The following is a 16,774-nucleotide window of genomic DNA, read 5'->3' on the forward strand; positions in this document are numbered from 1 at the left end:
TTTATGCTCGAGATATAAACACAAGTTAAAGTAATACATTAAGTTGGACTCGCAAGATTTTATTTTAAAACACGCAAGAAAAAGACCTGCTTCGGGTAACGAAGCGTATTAATGATTGGTTAGGAGCTGTAGAGGAATCAAAACAGTACCGCAGCAGAACTGTATAAACAACCAGCAAAACATTCGCGCCTCTTACAGCCGCCCTTTCGCGATCAAGGCATTCCGCGTCAATAAGTAAATCACTTGGTCGCGGTGAAGGTTCCCGTCAACGTCACATCTGCCTGAATACCACTTATGTCGCACCGCCCCTCACCTGACACATCACCTGAGGCAGTCGTTCCGTCGACTCGTCCAGTTGTCGCCAAACTGCCAGTACACTCATCCTCATTAACAGTAAAATTGCCAGCGAATGAACCATCATTAGCCAAACCGACCGTAAACGTTTCATCCGGATCATCACCATCAAAACGAACCATTGCGTCCTGAGTTACTGTCACGGTGATATCGAACGTATCTGTCTCGCTCAAAGTAAGCGCTGACGCCGTGATAGTCAACGTGCCTCGATAAGTTCCAGCAAAAGACGCTGGCACATTGGTTCCTGGCAGCGTGGGTTGCACCATCGCACCAGAATCACTATCACCTCCCCCACAACCGACCAAACTTGCAAGAACCAAAATCAACAAAGAAATACGCTTAAACATGATATGAAACCCAACTAGCCTGCACTGGCTAAAAATAATTAATAGAAAATATTTAATACCAACAACATCACCAATAAAAACAACGTCGTCATGCCAAAACCCGCCTTCAGAAAATCTTTCACTGAATAGCCCGCAGGTCCCATAATTAAGGCGTTAACTTGATGGGTCGGTATCAAAAAGGAGTTTGAAGTCGCTAGTGCAACCGTCAAAGCAAATATGGCAGGGTCAGCCCCCACACCCAACGCCATTTGAATTGCCAATGGCACAAGTAACACAGTTGCCCCCACATTAGACATCACCAACGTAAAAACTGTGGCGATAATTGCCAAAAACAGTTGAATTCCCCATACCGGAAACCCGTCCATAAAAGTCAGGGCCAAGTCAGCCAAGAAAGCCGCCGCACCTGATTGCTGCATAGCCATCCCTAAGGGTATCAAACATGCAAGTAAAAATACGGTTTGCCAAGAAACGGCTTCATAAGCCTCTTCCATATTGAGGACCTTTCCAATCACCATTCCAACCGCGCCAACCATTAATGATAGCGATAATGGCAAATCACTAAACAGAACCAAGCTGATAGCGATAGCGAACGCTATCGATGCATTGCGCAACTTGTTGGTCCGAAATTCCTCCTTAGGGAAGTCAGTAACAACCGCGAATCGCTTATCCTTAGAAACGTTAATCATATCTTGCCAACGACTGTGGACCACCAATGTATCACCAGCCTGCAGTCGCAAACTTGATAAATCATCATCTATCACCGTATCGATACGATAAACAGTGAGAACTCTCATGCCGTAGCGTTTTCGAATATCGGCTTTTGAAATTGAGCTCCCTATCAAATCGGAATCTGGTGGTATTACCAACTCGGCAATACCCGCCGTGGTTGGGTTCAGTGCATCAGCAAATTCGTTCAAAAATGGGCTTACGATCAGGCTGTGCTCTTCTGCGTAGGAAGAAACTTCAACTCGAGCCCCCATAATCGCCAACATGGACCCAGCCTCGATCAATGTATCCTGCGCGGGAATTATTTGTACATTAGTGCCTGTTTTAATCCCCAGAATCCACCCTGATCGACCTCGAGCCTGAACCTCACCTAGCCTTAAACCAGCCAAATCACTGTCCTCCTTCACAGTGACCTCGAAAATTCTCCCATCGATGCCATACACATCACGATAATGCTGCAAATTCTCGGTCGTTAACGCTTGTTTTTCAGCGACAGGCAAGATCCGCTTCCCAAAAATCAAAAAATACAGCACTCCCGTAATAACCAGAGCAACGCCCACTGGCGCAACGGCAAACAAGCCAAACTTCTCCATAGGAATTGCATTATCAGGAAAATGTAAGTTTGCGCTCTCAAGCAAATCATTGAGCAAAATAAGCGGACTCGATCCTACCATTGTCATCGTCCCCCCTAAGATAGCGCAGAAGCCCATTGGCATGAGCAAGCGAGAAAGAGGAATTGCCGTCCGGCGCGATATCCTACTGGCCACAGGCAGAAATAAGGCAGCAGCGCCAATATTCTGCATAAAGCTGGATATCCAAGCGACGCACGCCGAGAGCACTAAAGTGATCCTTCCTTCTGTTTTGCCGGCGCGCTTTAATATTTGAGCGGCCATTACCCCCATCACACCGGTCTTATCTAAGCCTGCGCCAATGATCATAACCGCGATTATAGACATCACGGCGTTACTGGAAAACCCATCGAAAAGTTGATATATCGGGACTAACCCCCCATTAAACATTTCAATTTGAGAAGACAACCCAAGAATTACCAGCACAATCAAAGCAGCCACATCCACACGCACTACTTCAAAGACAAACAGCGTTACGGCAAAGACTAATATACCCAATACTGCAATAATTTCTGGCGTTAACATTAGCACTGAATTCCCTTGGCCCTAGATGGTTTTGTAAAATGACCGTTAATGCTCTGATGGTATCACAAGCTATAAAAAAAGATCAGCCAGAGCCGTATTTGTTACCGTCTCAAACGTAAGAATTTGTAAGGTCTTTCATTGCATTACTTCAAAGAAAGAATGTTTGTTGAAAATGCAAGTCTTTAAGCAGCAATATATAGCTTGAAGTGAAGCCCACTATTGCTCTTATAATTAGGGTTCAAAAACAACTTCAAATCATCGTATGCAATTAGACCCACACGCAATTTGGTCATTGGCGTTAACAGTAGTGGCTCTGATACTGTTTACCAGAGAGCGAATCCCTCTGGAAACATCGAGTCTATTAGTCATAGTGGCACTGGCTGTTAGCTTTCAATTGTTCCCATATGAAAACTCGGCTGGGCAAATACTACGCCCCGTCACTTTTTTCGCCGGGTTTGCGCATGAAGCGTTGATTGCCGTGTGCGGGTTGATGGTGGCTGGATACGCCATCGTCAGAACAGGAGCACTTGATCCCGTTGGCCGCGGCTTAGCCAAGCTCTGGGCCTTTAGCCCCACCTTTTCGGTTTTGGTAACACTCGTTGTTTCAGCCTTGTTAAGCGCAGTAGTTAACAACACGCCTATCGTAGTATTGCTCCTACCAATAATGCTAAATGTCGCTATCCGCACCAAAAGCTCGCCATCGGCGATACTTATGCCGATGGGACTAGCCACCCTACTGGGCGGCATGACCACCACCATAGGAACCTCCACTAATTTATTGGTTGTCAGTGTCGCCTCAGACATGGGCCTCTCAGATATCGGCATGTTCGATTTTTTCGTGCCGGCGGCAATTGTCGGCTCGATCGGCATAATCTACCTTTGGTTGATTGCGCCCAAAATTCTGCCCAATCGAACACCTCAATTAGAAGATAGCGGCCCACGCATTTTCACCGCCCACTTACACGTAGGCAAAGACAGCTGGGCTGTAGGAAAAACGCTCACTGAAATCATAGAGAAAACAGAAGGCGCTATTCAAATTTCTGGCATTCGCAAGTCTGAAAGTACATTCACAGCCCCATTACCTGATGCCAAGATTAAAGCCGGAGACCGCTTACTGGTTCGGGACACACCATCTCAATTGAAGGAATTTGAACGCACCCTGAACGCCACTCTTTACTCTAAGGGCAACGAGGTAAGCGACGATAACCCACTATCCGAGGACCAACAACACCTTGCAGAATTAGTCATCGACAGAGGTTCTCCGATGATTCACAGAACATTGAATGAGGTCCACTTTTCTGACGTTTATCAACTTGTAACGTTGGCAATTCATCGCAAAGGAAAAGTACTAGAAAGCATGCCGCAAGGCATTGCAAAGACACCTTTACGACTTGGGGATGTACTCCTGGTCCAAGGTTCAAATGACAACATCGAGGAAGTTAAGAAACGCGGCCATTTTTTAGTGCTTGATGCAACAACGGAATTGCCCTCGACAAAGTACGCGCCCAGAGCAATAGCCATTATGGCTGGGATAATCATTTGCGCTGCCTTTGGCATAATGCCCATTGCCATCAGTGCGGTTGTGGGGTCTCTGTTAATGGTTTTGACCAACTGTTTGAAATGGCAAGACATTCAACGAGCTCTGAGCGCTCAAGTAATTTTAATTGTCGCCGCCAGTCTAGCGCTGGGTACGGCGCTGACTCAAACTGGCGCTACAATGTATGTGGCTCAGGAGTTCGTAGCGCTGACCGAAGGCATGCCTGACCGCTTTATCTTTGCCGCACTTATGTTGCTAATGGCGATCCTGACGAATATTGTTTCAAATAACGCTGCAGCGGTAATCGGGACCCCTATCGCAATAAATATTGCCACACAACTCGGCTTGCCGCCTCAAGCGTTTGTATTGGCTGTTTTGTTCGGGGCCAACATGAGTTACGCAACCCCCATGGCTTATCAAACCAACTTACTGGTCATGAATGCTGGAGGCTATACCTTCATGGATTTTGTTAAGGCTGGGGTGCCATTAACAATCATTGTATGGCTATCGTTTAGCTTTGTTGTGCCAATGATGTATGGCTTCTAACATGGAACAGCCACAAACCGCCCTCAAAGGCCTTGTGTTTGCGCTGGCAGGCTATGCCTCATATTCTGTACACGATGCGGTCGTAAAAGCCCTGCAGGACTATAGTGTTTTTCAAATATTGTTCTTCGCTATGTTATTTACCTATGTGCCATTTTCGGTGGCACGTATCGCTGCTGGCAATCAACTTTCAGTTACCCCAAAATTTCCCAAGCTGGCATTTACCCGAGCACTGTTACACGTTAGCTCCTTGGGGTTTGCATTCTCTGCTTTTGCAACGTTGCCACTTGTGGAAGCTTACGTATTATTATTTTGTACTCCGTTAATCATATCTTTACTCGCGGTGATTTTTTTAGGAGAGCAAATAGCCTTAGTTAGATGGGGACTCATCTTAATGGGTCTGGTTGGCGTCATTGTTGTACTCAGACCTTCTATCGAAACAATTCAGATCGGCCATATACTCGCTCTCAGTTGCTCTTTTTGCAGTGCAGCATCAGCCATAATTGCACGCAAAATAGGCTCATCTGAAAACATGGCCACGATGATACTCTTCCCTTTGCTCGCGACGATATTTGTTTCGGGAGCCGCGCTGTACTTCGTCTATATTCCGATGCCAATCGAGCACTTAGGGATGATGTTTTTGGTTGGTGCGCTTGGCCTTCTAGGCCAATACTGTATTCTGACAGGATTCCGCTTAGCGCCCGCTGCCTACATTGCTCCGATGCAATACAGCCAAATTGTTTGGGCAATTATTTTTGGCTACCTATTTTTCAACGAATCGGTTGACCAGTGGGTAATTATCGGATCCCTCATCACCATTTTCTCCGGCATTGGCATGCTCCTACGCGAACGCCAAGTTTCCAGTATTCGCGCAAACTTAAATACGCGCAATGGTCGAGTCGTAGGCGCCCCTTTAATGAAACCCAAAGAAGCTGAAAAATCCGACGAATGGAGTAACTAGTCTAACTCTTGACCTTTGATCATTCGCCAAAGTCGCTTCATTAATGAAGCAGTCTCGGCAGAACCCGGACGATCAGTGGTCCATCTAATATGCTGCGTTTGGTCCGCATTTTCATCCAAAACAATGCCCCACATACCGCCCACTTCGTTAGGAATAAGTGAATACCTAACATCGATAATGCGCATTCCATTAGTCGGGTCTATCGCCAAGTGTTGATTGGAAAACCACCTGAAACGCTCGATGTCTTTCGCTTGTTGTGAGCCGCTAGACAGCCAAACAAAGTGCTTCTTCAAGTCCAGCTTTTTAACACTGACTCCCTCATAAACTTTATCGGTTAACCCTACCCTTATCGCATCTACGTAATAGAATCCCTCAAACTCATAGACCGATTTCCACACCAAAATATTCGCAAAGCTTGGCTTCACTCCAAGCTGTACCGGAGTGTGCCCCCGTTGTTCAGCCAATGAAAATGCCAGACTCTCCGCTCTTTGATTTTGAAGCAACCCAAGACTGAAATACAAAACCACATACGCCGCCGACGCGCCAGCCCATGATTGTGAGCGTTTCATCACAGACACCACAAGTAAAAATAACAAGGGAAGTGTAAATAATGGGTCAACCACGGACACCGTATTCCACGCTATCCTCGCATCACTAAAGGGCCACAGCAATTGTGTGCCGTAGGTTGTGCACGCATCCAGCAGGGCATGAGTCGCATAGCCTGCGAAGCTAAACAGGTACGTTTCGCGAAAAGACAACTCTATACGTTTAAACCAACGTTTAAACACAAAATGAAAAAATAGAGCGCAAAGCAAAGCACCAATCGGTATGAAGACGAGTGCGTGAGTAAAGTGCCTGTGATACTCCAGAAACAACAATGGATCGGAATCAGAACTGATCAAAACATCCAAGTCAGCAGCCATCCCAGCTAGCCAGCCAACCACGCCAGCCGCTAACTTCTGTTTCTTTTGACTGACCTGTTGCGCGGCGACTCCGCCTAATACTCCCTGAGTAATTGGATCCATTAGAATCCTTCGTTGAGCAACGTTACGCGTAACCCGTCGTGAGAATGATCTAATTCAAGCTGGCAAGACAACCTAGAACGCTGAACGTCGAAATTGTCTTCAAGTTCTAGCAGCGACAACTCATCTTCTTCAATGGTGCTTAACGGCTTGTCGGTGCCTTCAATGTATACGTGACACGTCGCGCAAGAACAAGAACCGCCACATACTGCCTGAACTTCGTCATGACCGGCATCACGCAAATGCTCCATCAAACTTAACCCGGGGTCGATTTCAAGCTCAGACTTCTCGCCCTTGGAATTCTCTACAAATACTTTACTCACGGTGTTTCCTAAATTCTTTACTTTCTAATGCGGATAACGATCATACAAGGTTCTAGCCTGACTGTTAAACCGTTATAATCACGCCAAAGCGATTCCACGAAACGATAAGCTCGCTCCCAACAACTCAAACCTGAACTCGATTCGGACTATATCTATGCCAGCCTACAACGCATTCTACGCACAATCTGGGGGTGTTACCCCAGTTATCAACGCATCAGCTGCTGGAGTCATCCAGACAGCCGCCAAACACCCAGAAAAAATTAACAAAGTGTATGCTGGCCAAGACGGTATTTTGGGCGCGCTCTATGAAGAGCTAATTGACACAAGCATGGAGAGTGATGAGGACATCGAGGCTCTCAAACGAACACCTTCTGGCGCATTTGGCTCATGCAGGTACAAACTCAAATCCTTAGAGGAACATCGTGCGCAATACGAACGACTTATCGATGTTTTCAAGGCTCATGATATAAGGTACTTTTTTTACAACGGCGGTGGTGATTCACAAGACACATCCCACAAAGTATCTCAGCTAAGCGAACAGATGGGGTACCCAATTACGTGTGTCGGCGTACCCAAAACGATTGACAATGATTTACCCTTCACAGACTGCTCTCCAGGGTTTGGCTCGGTCGCAAAATACGTCGCTATATCTATTCTTGAAGCGTCCATGGACGTTGCGTCAATGAGCTCCACATCCACGAAGGTCTTTGTGATGGAAGTGATGGGGCGACACGCAGGATGGATCGCTGCTGCAGCTGGCTTGGCTGCAGACGAAAGAAACCTCGGCCCAGACGTCATCTTATTCCCTGAAGTTGATTTTAACCGTGAAGCATTTCTTGAGAAAGTTCGACACACCGTTGATAACAAGGGGCAATGCAGCATCGTTGTCTCTGAAGGTGCAAAATATTCAAACGGAAAGTTTCTAGCCGATTCTGGCTTAAAAGATGCATTTGGGCACGCTCAATTAGGAGGCGTTGCTCCCGTTGTGACGCAGATGATAAAAGACGAGCTCAATCTTAAATGTCATTGGGCAGTATGCGATTACCTGCAGCGAGCGGCGCGCCACATAGGCTCTAAAACTGATATGGAACAAGCCTACGCCTTGGGCGCAGCAGCCGTAGAACTTGCAATTTCCGGAACGAACGCCGTTATGCCCACCATTGTGCGCACCAACGATGCACCCTATGAATGGACAATCGGTCATGCGCCTCTGGCAGATATCGCAAATGTGGAAGAAAAAATGCCGGACAATTACATCAGTGATGACGGTTTTTTTATTACTCAAGAATGTCGGACCTACTTAGCTCCTCTAATCAATGGCGAAGACTACCCGAGCTACTCTAACGGACTACCTGATTACGTGGTACTTCGAAAACACAGAGTTGATAAAAAACTTGCTCCATTCAAGGACTAATTAAAGCCACGGTACTTCTTTCAATGCTGGGGGCTTCTGAGTTAGACAAAAAAAACACAGCCTAGGCTGTGTTTTTTGCTATTTATTCTCGCCGAATATTACGGACGTCGACCTAATTCGTTACCACTTTCGCCAATACCAACGGTCGGCCCTAGCGTAACGTCTCGAACATCTCCGTAATACGCTAAGACTGGCGTTTCGTAGCCTTTTTTGATATTCCCACTAGCCGACTTCTGAGTAACCCTTTGGGACACCTGTTGAGAAACCCCACTCAGACCTTCAGCTGCTTCACTATTTTGTTTTGACATTTTGTTTCAACAATTTATTTTGGGGCGTTTGACCTAGCGACTCCCCAATACCATCGCTCGGCGCATCGTACCACATTCGGTACCAAAAATTATAGTAAGCACATTGCCACTTGACCAACGTTTTAAAGGTGTTTTGACCATTTTTATCGAAAAAATAACGTTGTTTTACATATTTTCGCCAATACTTAGGCTCTCTATCAAAGAGCTTTTCGTAAACCCTATCAGTCTTTACCCCCCGAAACAAAGCGCTCTGGAACTGTGTTTTATCGTTTCGGTTCAATAAGTCATCTGGAAATTCCGTCGCATATGCACTTTTTACAATCGGTCTGCTCACTCCCAATTTAATGAGCTGAGAAGTTGGGATTGCCAACATAAATTCACACAAATCTCGGTCACGAAATGGATATCTTCGCTCGATTTGATACTTATTTTCCATAACACGGCCAAGCATCGCATCATCGCCCGCAAATCCATCCATGGTGACAAGATACTGAATAGGCCGCAACGCTTTTCTAGCGACGGTTGACAGCCAATGTGGCTTCACCTCAATTACCTCAACAATATCGTTCTGAAGTAAGTCAGTGGCAATAGAACCTTTGCGCCGTGGCCTTAACTTTTCAACGGTATCGCGCACCACCGGAATGTGGATTAGTAGAAACCGCTTAACCATTGACCACAAACCTATTTGTCGTTTTGCCAACTGAAACCTAAACTCTTTCCAAGCCAAACGGCAGTCGCCCCGCAATAAAGCGCTGACTACTTGACTGTTATCGTGTGTATACAACAAGTCGCCCTGCAACCCCGTCAGCAATATCGTTACGCCATCCGCGCGTGCTTGACGAAAAGTTTGTTGCTGGAATTCAGCATAGGGTAATGAAAAGGGAAACAGCGGGTTAATGTGGGTATCTGAGTCAAACTTCGTCCACAGCTGATCACAATGCACCAAGTTTTGCTTAATATCAAACGCTTTACAGATTGGCTGAGAATAACGACGCTCATCCATAGTACTATCGATATCAAATACCCAAGAGTACGCTTGCAACTTCTCTACCTGCTCATCTTTGCTGGCGGAAATTGCAATTGGCACTGAGTCAAGTCCACCACTGAGCATCACGCCAATTTGCCCCACTGCTCTCGTTCTGCGACTTACAGCTTGATCAAGCAATCGGCGAAACTCACGAGCGTACGACTCATCATCAAATAAGTTAATGCGTTTAGCCGGAGAGGGGTGATAGAAGGATTTAGGAAGAGGTTTTTGATGTTGCGGGTTTGACCAAAATATACTCTGCCCAGGCTCTAAAACAGTCAGCCCCTTTAGACAGGCCCCCTGAGAATTCGTTTGGTGCCCGATTAACCACGCACCAATTTTTGCCTTATTTAGTGTATGCGATACATCAGGATGATCAATGAATGCCTGCTCAGTATTGGCGAGCATAAGGCGTTGAGAATCCTGCTTATAGACCAGATAACGCCCCCCCATCGTATCCCGCGCAGCTAAAACTGAGCCCAGAGAAAAATCGAACCACACAAACACAAATGGGCCGACCACCTCAGGTAATCGTGAATCGCCAAATCTCAGCAAAAACTCATGTAGCAAAGCTCCATCGCTTATTGCGCGCTCAATTCCCAGCTCTGCCAACAAATGCGTTCTATTATCGATTCTTCCTTCGAACAAAAGGCACTGAGAACCCGAGCTGTTATAAAGAGGCTGCTTCTCACCCACGTCCTCCGGTGTCATCCAGCGCGCAGCCACGCCTATCGCCACGTTATCATTGATCAATAACTCATGAGTATCACCGCCGTACGGGGCGATTGATGCAAACATACGTTTTGCGACCACCGGATCAATCGGTCTGCCGCTGGCTTCCAACCAAATAAAAAAGGCGCTCATAACGACAATTCTAACGTAGATAGAAACACGTCGCCATGCATCACCGCTCCTCCGCCAATGTTTATCGGAATCGATGTGGCTACCCCTTGCCGCCACTAACGGGAAACCTAACTACAGCGCCTCTAACTAGCTCGATTAGCAGCCCTTTGTCCAATAAATAATGTTTCAGGTAAATGTCACAAACGTATATTTGAAAGTAAATTCAAATATGAATCATTTGCATTTGCAAATGCAAATGAAAAATGTATATTACGGCACGCGGGCTGAGTAATACAAAAACTGCTGTTCAAACCTCAACTCGCGATGAATCCCCCCGAAATGTCGTTTTGATAGAAGGGATATTCCAAATACTTTGAGAGAAAAAGAGTCGAGAGATGCAAAAAAACAACATCGCCATTTTTATTACGGCAATGCTACTGGGTAGCACAGCGGTTGCACAAGAAAAGAGTGACATAGAAGAAGTTGTCGTAGAGGGACAATACCTCTCAAGCAACGAAGTTAATTCAATTAAGGCACCCACTCCAATCATTGACGTGCCTCAAAGCTTGTCTATCATATCCGCAGCACAAATAACCGAACAGGGAATCACCAGCATTGGCGACATCATCGATTACACGGCCGGAGTTAACACCTCACAGGGCGAAGGCCACCGCGATGCGGTAGTGTTCCGTGGCGTACGCTCCACCGCCGATTTTTATTTGGACGGTAACCGAGATGACGTTCAATACTATCGTGGCTTATACAACGTCGAGCAAATCGAAATTTTGCGCGGCCCTAACGCATTGCTTTTCGGTCGCGGCGGAACTGGCGGCGTGTTGAACCGTGTATCTAAAAAAGCCAAGTTAGATGAAGCCTTCACCAGCTACAAAGCAAGCGCTAATTCATTTGGCGGCTTTGGGGTAGAACTAGACCACAACTTTTCATCAGGCGACTCATCAGCTGTTCGTATTAACGCGATGTACGAAAGTCTCGACAACCATCGCGATTTTTACGATGGCGACAGAATCGGATTCAATCCCACGGCGCGCTTTGAACTTAGCGAAGCGACAACATTAGACTTATCTTACGAGTACGCTGATCACGAACGTTTCATTGATCGAGGCATTCCAACTGGCACCGACGGTCGGCCTGTTGAGGCTTTGGAAGACGTTATTCTTGCTGATCCAGAATTGAACCTCACAAAGCTAGAGGCGCATTTATTTCGTGCCGCTTTGCAACATAACTTCTCTGATAGCTTAAAAGGTAACATCAGTGCGTTCTACGGTGATTACGACAAGTTGTATCAAAATTTCTATGCGACTGATTATGACCAATCAACCAACATTGCAACATTGGATGGGTACGTCGATACAACCGAACGCACAAATCTAATTCTATCAGCGAATTTGGTGAATGAGTTTGCAACCGGTAACACCGAGCATACTTTGATTTTTGGCGCCGAATATATCGACACCAGTTCTGATCAAGATCGATTTAATCCAGTATTCAGCACCAGCGGTAACGACAAAGAAGATTTCTTTGCAACTCGCCCAATTTCCTTCCTTGGGGGCGTAGGTGTGACCGCAACTGGCACGCCAACTTCGTACACTTTCTCGGCGTTAAACGATGACACTCGAGTCGACCTGTCAGCCAATTCGTTCTACATCCAGGATCAAATCGCATTCTCTGAAAACTTTGATGTTTTAGTTGGCGCGCGCTATGACAGCTTTGATATCGAAGTATTCAACGCAAAAAGTAGTGAAAACCGTAGTCGTAAAGACAGCGAAGTGTCTCCACGCTTGGGTTTCATCTACAAGCCACAAGAGAACATTTCAGTTTACGCCAGCTACAGTGAGTCGTTCTTGCCTCGCAGTGGTGAACAATTCGCCAATATCAACGGTGACAATAACCGCCTTGAGCCAGATACCTTTGAAAACTCAGAAGTTGGTATTAAATGGGATTTCAAAAGCGGTCTAAGCTTAACAGCTGCGCTATTTGAGAATGAACAAAATAGACCCGTTGTATCCGACAGTGACGCATCTAGGTTTGACGTAATCAAATCTGAGGTGTCAGGCTTTGAATTACAGCTAACCGGCCAACTTACTGATTCTTGGTACATGACAACCAGCTACACAAGCTTAGATGGCGAAACCAATAGCAGCGGTAACGTGCCTCGTGAAATTCCAGAGAGCATGTTTTCGATGTGGAACAAATACCAAGTGTCTGACAAATTTGGACTTGGCTTGGGCGTTACTTATCAAAACGAGAGCTTTATTAACAACAGCAACAGTGCGGTTTTACCAAGTTACACACGAGTAGACGCTGCTGCGTACTACGATCTTTCTGATAAATTAAGAGTCCAAGTGAACATCGAGAACCTAACAGACGAGCTGTACTTCCCGAATGCTCACTCAACTCACCAAGCTACTGTCGGTGCCCCAATTCATGCATTGCTGACTGTAACTGGGAAATTCTAACCATTTACTTTAATTGGTGTATTGCAGGCGTTGCTTTCTGCAATACACCTACTCTCCACATATTCGAATATTTCGGCTAAAACAGAACTAAGCGGCGGATTCCGGCTTTAACAATCTACCAAACTTTTCTTGGCCAAAGCGATCGGAGAATGAACCCTCTTTCCAAGCAATTTTTCCACCTATCATCACCATCGGCACAACGCCGTCAGACCTGTTTACCAATTGCTGGTGTTGAAACTCTTCTCGATAAATTCTCTCTACGTTTGCTTCGCCATCGTAATTTTTTAAAACCTCGGGGTCAACTAAAATAAGGTCTGCGACATCACCCTCATAGATCGTACCACGGCCAACGCCAAACACGTCGGCGGCGTCTTTGGTTAATCGCTTAACCATATACGCAACGTCACCTTCTCCGCCTTCGGCCGCCAACTTTAAACTTCGAAGGTTAACATCGTAGAAAGCCATGTTAGTTAAATGGGCTCCACTGTCGTTGAATCCTGGTAACAGCGAAGGGTCCATCAACAACTCCCTCACGGTAGTTAGATCACGATTTGCAGTGATGGTAAACCAAGATATTTGTGTATCGAATGTTCTCAGCATCTGCAACATGAAATCTGCTTCGTCGGCCACCCAGAAAAAATCACGATCAATAAGGGCTTTCTCTGCTGAGTCAACATCGTCTGATGCGCGTCCTTGCTTTATTAAAATGACTCGCTCGAGCACCTGCTCAAACGTCATCCCTTCCCAGTTCTCTTGCGGGCACACGTCAATGGTCATCTGAGCTAAGTCACGATCGAATGCATAATCTTCCAAACGCAGCTTCCGCTTAAGTCGAGCTAAATTGAACCCAGACTTTCCTTTCATCCACATGGCACGAAATACTTTGATGTACTCTGGGTCCTGAAGAATTAATTGCCTTGCGGCGCGATCCTCCAAATCTGTTTCATTGAGCGCGCGTAGCTCTGGTATTTCTTCCGCAATCGGAGTGACGGCACCATCCGACCAAATTTTGAAAGACGCACCCAATGCTTGCATATAAAACTTCCCATTCAAGAGCTTAGAGTTCAAGAGTTTGTTCAATAGTCGCGTCAACTTGATAATGTTGCGGTTAGTCGCCACATCGAGTGCTGCCACTACCGTTGTCTTCAATGGTTTCCCATGTAATCGACCGGATGACAAAAGGAACGTCTTGAACACATCCACAGGACTGTCCTTAGGCGGTGTCGCTTGCCATAAACGACCCTCTTCACGAACAACTTGGGTGAGTTGCTTTAACTCATGGTATTTTGCGAACTGAGTGGGAATTGTCTTATGACAATTTGGCTGATTAGCTAGATAATGAAATGGCAAGGCATCTGTAGAAAAGCCAGCATAGCCCATCCGCAACCCTGCTCTGAGTCTATTTTGCATGTCCACGATTTCATTGGGAGTTGGGTCTCGACTAACGCTTGCGTCAAACCCCATCGATTCAATTCGTAACATGGAATGTGGAATCATGGTAATGACATTCGGCCCCATAGATACTTCGTCCAAGTGTTCTAGATACTCTTCTGGAGTATTCCAAGTAACTCGATCTGCGCAGGCTTTCAATACCGGCTTGGGAATATTTTCCACCCTTGCATAACAGTCCACTATAGGGTCGGTGTTATCAACACGCTGATTCCCAAATGCTAAGCCCAAACTGCAATTGGCGATCGCGACAGTTGTCGTGCCATGACGAGTTGACTCTGGCAGACCTGGAGCAACCTCCAACTCCAAATCGTAGTGAGTATGAATGTCAAACAGTCCCGGCATCGCCCACTTTCCAGATGCGTCTATAACCTCGCGGGCCAAACTTGGATCAAGATCCTCCCCCCGACGAACAATTCTCCCTTCAGAGATCGCAATATCCTGCATCACAGGTTCTTCGGTATCGTTAAAAATACGCGCGTTTTTAATTAGAATGTCAAAAGTCATAGTGTTATTTCTGTAAAGATTTGATCATTGGTATTTGATCGTTTAGGGCCTATTGGTCAAAAAGCTGGTGAGAATAGTCGCACCTATTTCCAACATCTTGTCAGGATTGTCTGGCTTGCTTCCAAACACCATTCGGTGTACTAACCCTTCTCCCATTGCAAATAGGCTATCAGCGACGACCATTGAATCATCGAGCTCGTAGTCTTCCAGAAATTGCACCACATGAGAACGCATCAGCTCCTCACCTCGGGTAATAATCTCGTCGAGCTTTTCATCCACACCACGTCTTTGCTCTAAAACTTGATGTAGCAGTCCATCTTGAATATGAAAATTATAAAGAAAGTGAAGAACTCGATTGAATAGCTCTTTAGCGCGCTCACTTCGTGTGGTTTCTGTGTCGCTAACATCCTGTGAGCTGCCCTCTAGAATACTTACTTGATGATGAAGATCAGTAAACCGGTTCTCAGCAACGACACACAAAATATCGTTTTTATTTTCAAAGTACTGGTAAAACGTACCAGTCGCCACGCCGGCCTTTGTGGCGATTGATTTGGCTGTTGCCGCTTCAAATCCAGCAACTCCAAATTCATGCGTTGCGGCTTTTAACAAGGCTATCCTCTTTTTTAAGGCTCGCTCTTGTGTTGGCATACTTTTCATCTAAATCGCCTCCCCTTCAAATTAAATCACGATGCTTTACATCAATATTGTCAAGAGATCTTCATATAAATTGAACTTGACGTCAAGTTCAATTTATATGAGACTGGTCTGCCATCGCCACTCTGGTCTAAGCTAAACTCTCAACCGCGCAGGTCGTTATGCAGAAATTTAAATCACAGCCACTTAACCGTTGGCGCGAAAAAGGCGATCTGACGAAATTAAATTGCAGGCTAGGCGCCTTCAACGTATTTTTTATTGATGAAAACAAAGAAAAAGAAGACACAATACTATTGATACATGGCTTCCCAACCTCCAGTTTTGACTTCGCTAAACTTTGGCCTTCATTTTCATCCACATATCGTCTCATTACGATGGATATGCTCGGATTTGGTTTTTCAGAGAAGCCTGACAACAGACAGTACTCAATACACCAACAAGCCGATCTGTACGAGTCTCTAATCGATCAATTGGGCATTGATAAGTATCACGTGGTGGCTCACGACTACGGCGTATCCGTGGCACAGGAGCTTCTAGCAAGGCAACTAGAAAGAGAAGCCCAAACTCAATGGCTATCTTGCTCACTTCTCAATGGGGGATTGTTTCCAGAAACACATCGCGCGTTACTAATTCAAAAACTGATGCTTAGCCCAGCTGGAAAATGGATAAATAGAGCGACGGGATTTAGCGCCTTTTCTAGATCATTCAGTAGCGTTTTTGGCCCGCAGACAAAACCCACCAAAGAGGAGCTCGCTGAGTTTTGGGAGTCAATTTGCTATAACAATGGCCGCCATCTATTTCACAATCTGATCACCTACATTTTGGATCGACGAGAACATAGACAGAGGTGGGTTTCTGCCCTACAACAATCTTCGGCCCCATTGGCTCTCATCAACGGGTCGTTCGACCCGGTTTCAGGCGCCCATTTAGTCACACGTTACAAAGAACTAAAGTGTCGGCTAGATTATTTAGTGGAACTTGACAACATTGGCCACTATCCTCAAGTAGAAGCCTCACAGAAGGTATCAAGTTCGATTTTAGCGTTCATTAACTCTCGTAACCCTTAAAGAATTTATGCTATGCAAGCCAAACGCAGGCAAGTAACGACAATAGAGCATAGTACTGATG

The 16,774-nt window shown here is 45.8% G+C and carries 13 protein-coding genes; 5 read left to right on the forward strand and 8 right to left on the reverse strand.

What is annotated here, in order from left to right; genetic code table 11:
• Positions 1-239 precede the first annotated feature (239 nt).
• Together ABWW54_RS16165 and ABWW54_RS16170 are read right to left on the reverse strand one after the other, a co-directional pair.
• Positions 240-701, reverse strand: a complete 462-nt coding sequence (locus tag ABWW54_RS16165; RefSeq protein ID WP_353413727.1) for a hypothetical protein — start codon at positions 699-701, stop codon at positions 240-242.
• A 38-nt stretch (positions 702-739) separates the two neighbouring features.
• Entirely contained in the window at positions 740-2,581 is a 1,842-nt protein-coding gene (locus tag ABWW54_RS16170; RefSeq protein ID WP_353413728.1) for an SLC13 family permease, read from the reverse strand.
• A 262-nt stretch (positions 2,582-2,843) separates the two neighbouring features.
• Here ABWW54_RS16170 and ABWW54_RS16175 point away from each other — a divergent pair, with 262 nt between their 5' ends.
• Together ABWW54_RS16175 and ABWW54_RS16180 are read left to right on the forward strand one after the other, a co-directional pair.
• A complete protein-coding gene (locus tag ABWW54_RS16175) occupies positions 2,844-4,664 on the forward strand; it encodes an SLC13 family permease (protein WP_353413730.1) in 1,821 nt (606 codons plus the stop codon).
• Position 4,665: 1 nt separating this feature from the next.
• Complete coding sequence (locus ABWW54_RS16180; protein WP_353413731.1) at positions 4,666-5,622, forward strand: DMT family transporter; 957 nt, start codon at positions 4,666-4,668, stop codon at positions 5,620-5,622.
• Here the strand turns inward: ABWW54_RS16180 and ABWW54_RS16185 are convergent.
• Both ABWW54_RS16185 and ABWW54_RS16190 read right to left on the reverse strand, forming a co-directional pair.
• The gene (locus ABWW54_RS16185; RefSeq protein WP_353413733.1) at positions 5,619-6,647 is read right to left on the reverse strand and encodes a metal-dependent hydrolase; all 1,029 of its coding nucleotides are present in this window, start codon (positions 6,645-6,647) and stop codon (positions 5,619-5,621) included. The genes ABWW54_RS16180 and ABWW54_RS16185 overlap by 4 nt on opposite strands.
• Positions 6,647-6,967 (reverse strand): 2Fe-2S iron-sulfur cluster-binding protein, encoded by a 321-nt coding sequence (locus ABWW54_RS16190; protein WP_353413735.1) that lies wholly within the window; start codon positions 6,965-6,967, stop codon positions 6,647-6,649. The genes ABWW54_RS16185 and ABWW54_RS16190 overlap by 1 nt, the downstream gene beginning before the upstream one ends.
• A 154-nt stretch (positions 6,968-7,121) precedes the next feature.
• Here ABWW54_RS16190 and ABWW54_RS16195 point away from each other — a divergent pair, with 154 nt between their 5' ends.
• A complete protein-coding gene (locus tag ABWW54_RS16195; RefSeq protein ID WP_353413736.1) occupies positions 7,122-8,381 on the forward strand; it encodes a 6-phosphofructokinase in 1,260 nt (419 codons plus the stop codon).
• A 98-nt stretch (positions 8,382-8,479) separates the two neighbouring features.
• On the opposite strand, the gene ABWW54_RS16200 is transcribed toward ABWW54_RS16195, so the two are convergent.
• Positions 8,480-8,689 (reverse strand): lasso RiPP family leader peptide-containing protein, encoded by a 210-nt coding sequence (locus tag ABWW54_RS16200; RefSeq protein ID WP_353413737.1) that lies wholly within the window; start codon positions 8,687-8,689, stop codon positions 8,480-8,482.
• The gene (locus ABWW54_RS16205) at positions 8,673-10,580 is read right to left on the reverse strand and encodes an asparagine synthase-related protein (protein ID WP_353413739.1); all 1,908 of its coding nucleotides are present in this window, start codon (positions 10,578-10,580) and stop codon (positions 8,673-8,675) included. The genes ABWW54_RS16200 and ABWW54_RS16205 overlap by 17 nt, the downstream gene beginning before the upstream one ends.
• 374 nt (positions 10,581-10,954) lie before the next feature.
• Here ABWW54_RS16205 and ABWW54_RS16210 point away from each other — a divergent pair, with 374 nt between their 5' ends.
• A complete protein-coding gene (locus ABWW54_RS16210; protein ID WP_502907824.1) occupies positions 10,955-13,036 on the forward strand; it encodes a TonB-dependent receptor in 2,082 nt (693 codons plus the stop codon).
• Positions 13,037-13,123: 87 nt separating this feature from the next.
• On the opposite strand, the gene ABWW54_RS16215 is transcribed toward ABWW54_RS16210, so the two are convergent.
• Together ABWW54_RS16215 and ABWW54_RS16220 are read right to left on the reverse strand one after the other, a co-directional pair.
• The gene (locus ABWW54_RS16215) at positions 13,124-14,992 is read right to left on the reverse strand and encodes an N-acyl-D-amino-acid deacylase family protein (protein ID WP_353413741.1); all 1,869 of its coding nucleotides are present in this window, start codon (positions 14,990-14,992) and stop codon (positions 13,124-13,126) included.
• 42 nt (positions 14,993-15,034) lie between these two features.
• Positions 15,035-15,649 (reverse strand): TetR/AcrR family transcriptional regulator, encoded by a 615-nt coding sequence (locus ABWW54_RS16220; protein WP_353413743.1) that lies wholly within the window; start codon positions 15,647-15,649, stop codon positions 15,035-15,037.
• A gap of 158 nt (positions 15,650-15,807) precedes the next feature.
• Between ABWW54_RS16220 and ABWW54_RS16225 the strand changes: the two genes are divergently transcribed.
• On the forward strand, positions 15,808-16,713 hold the full coding sequence (locus ABWW54_RS16225) for an alpha/beta fold hydrolase (protein WP_353413745.1): 906 nt from the start codon (positions 15,808-15,810) through the stop codon (positions 16,711-16,713).
• Positions 16,714-16,774 lie beyond the last annotated feature (61 nt).

The organism is Arenicella sp. 4NH20-0111, from assembly GCF_040366405.1.
Taxonomy (GTDB): domain Bacteria; phylum Pseudomonadota; class Gammaproteobacteria; order Arenicellales; family Arenicellaceae; genus Arenicella.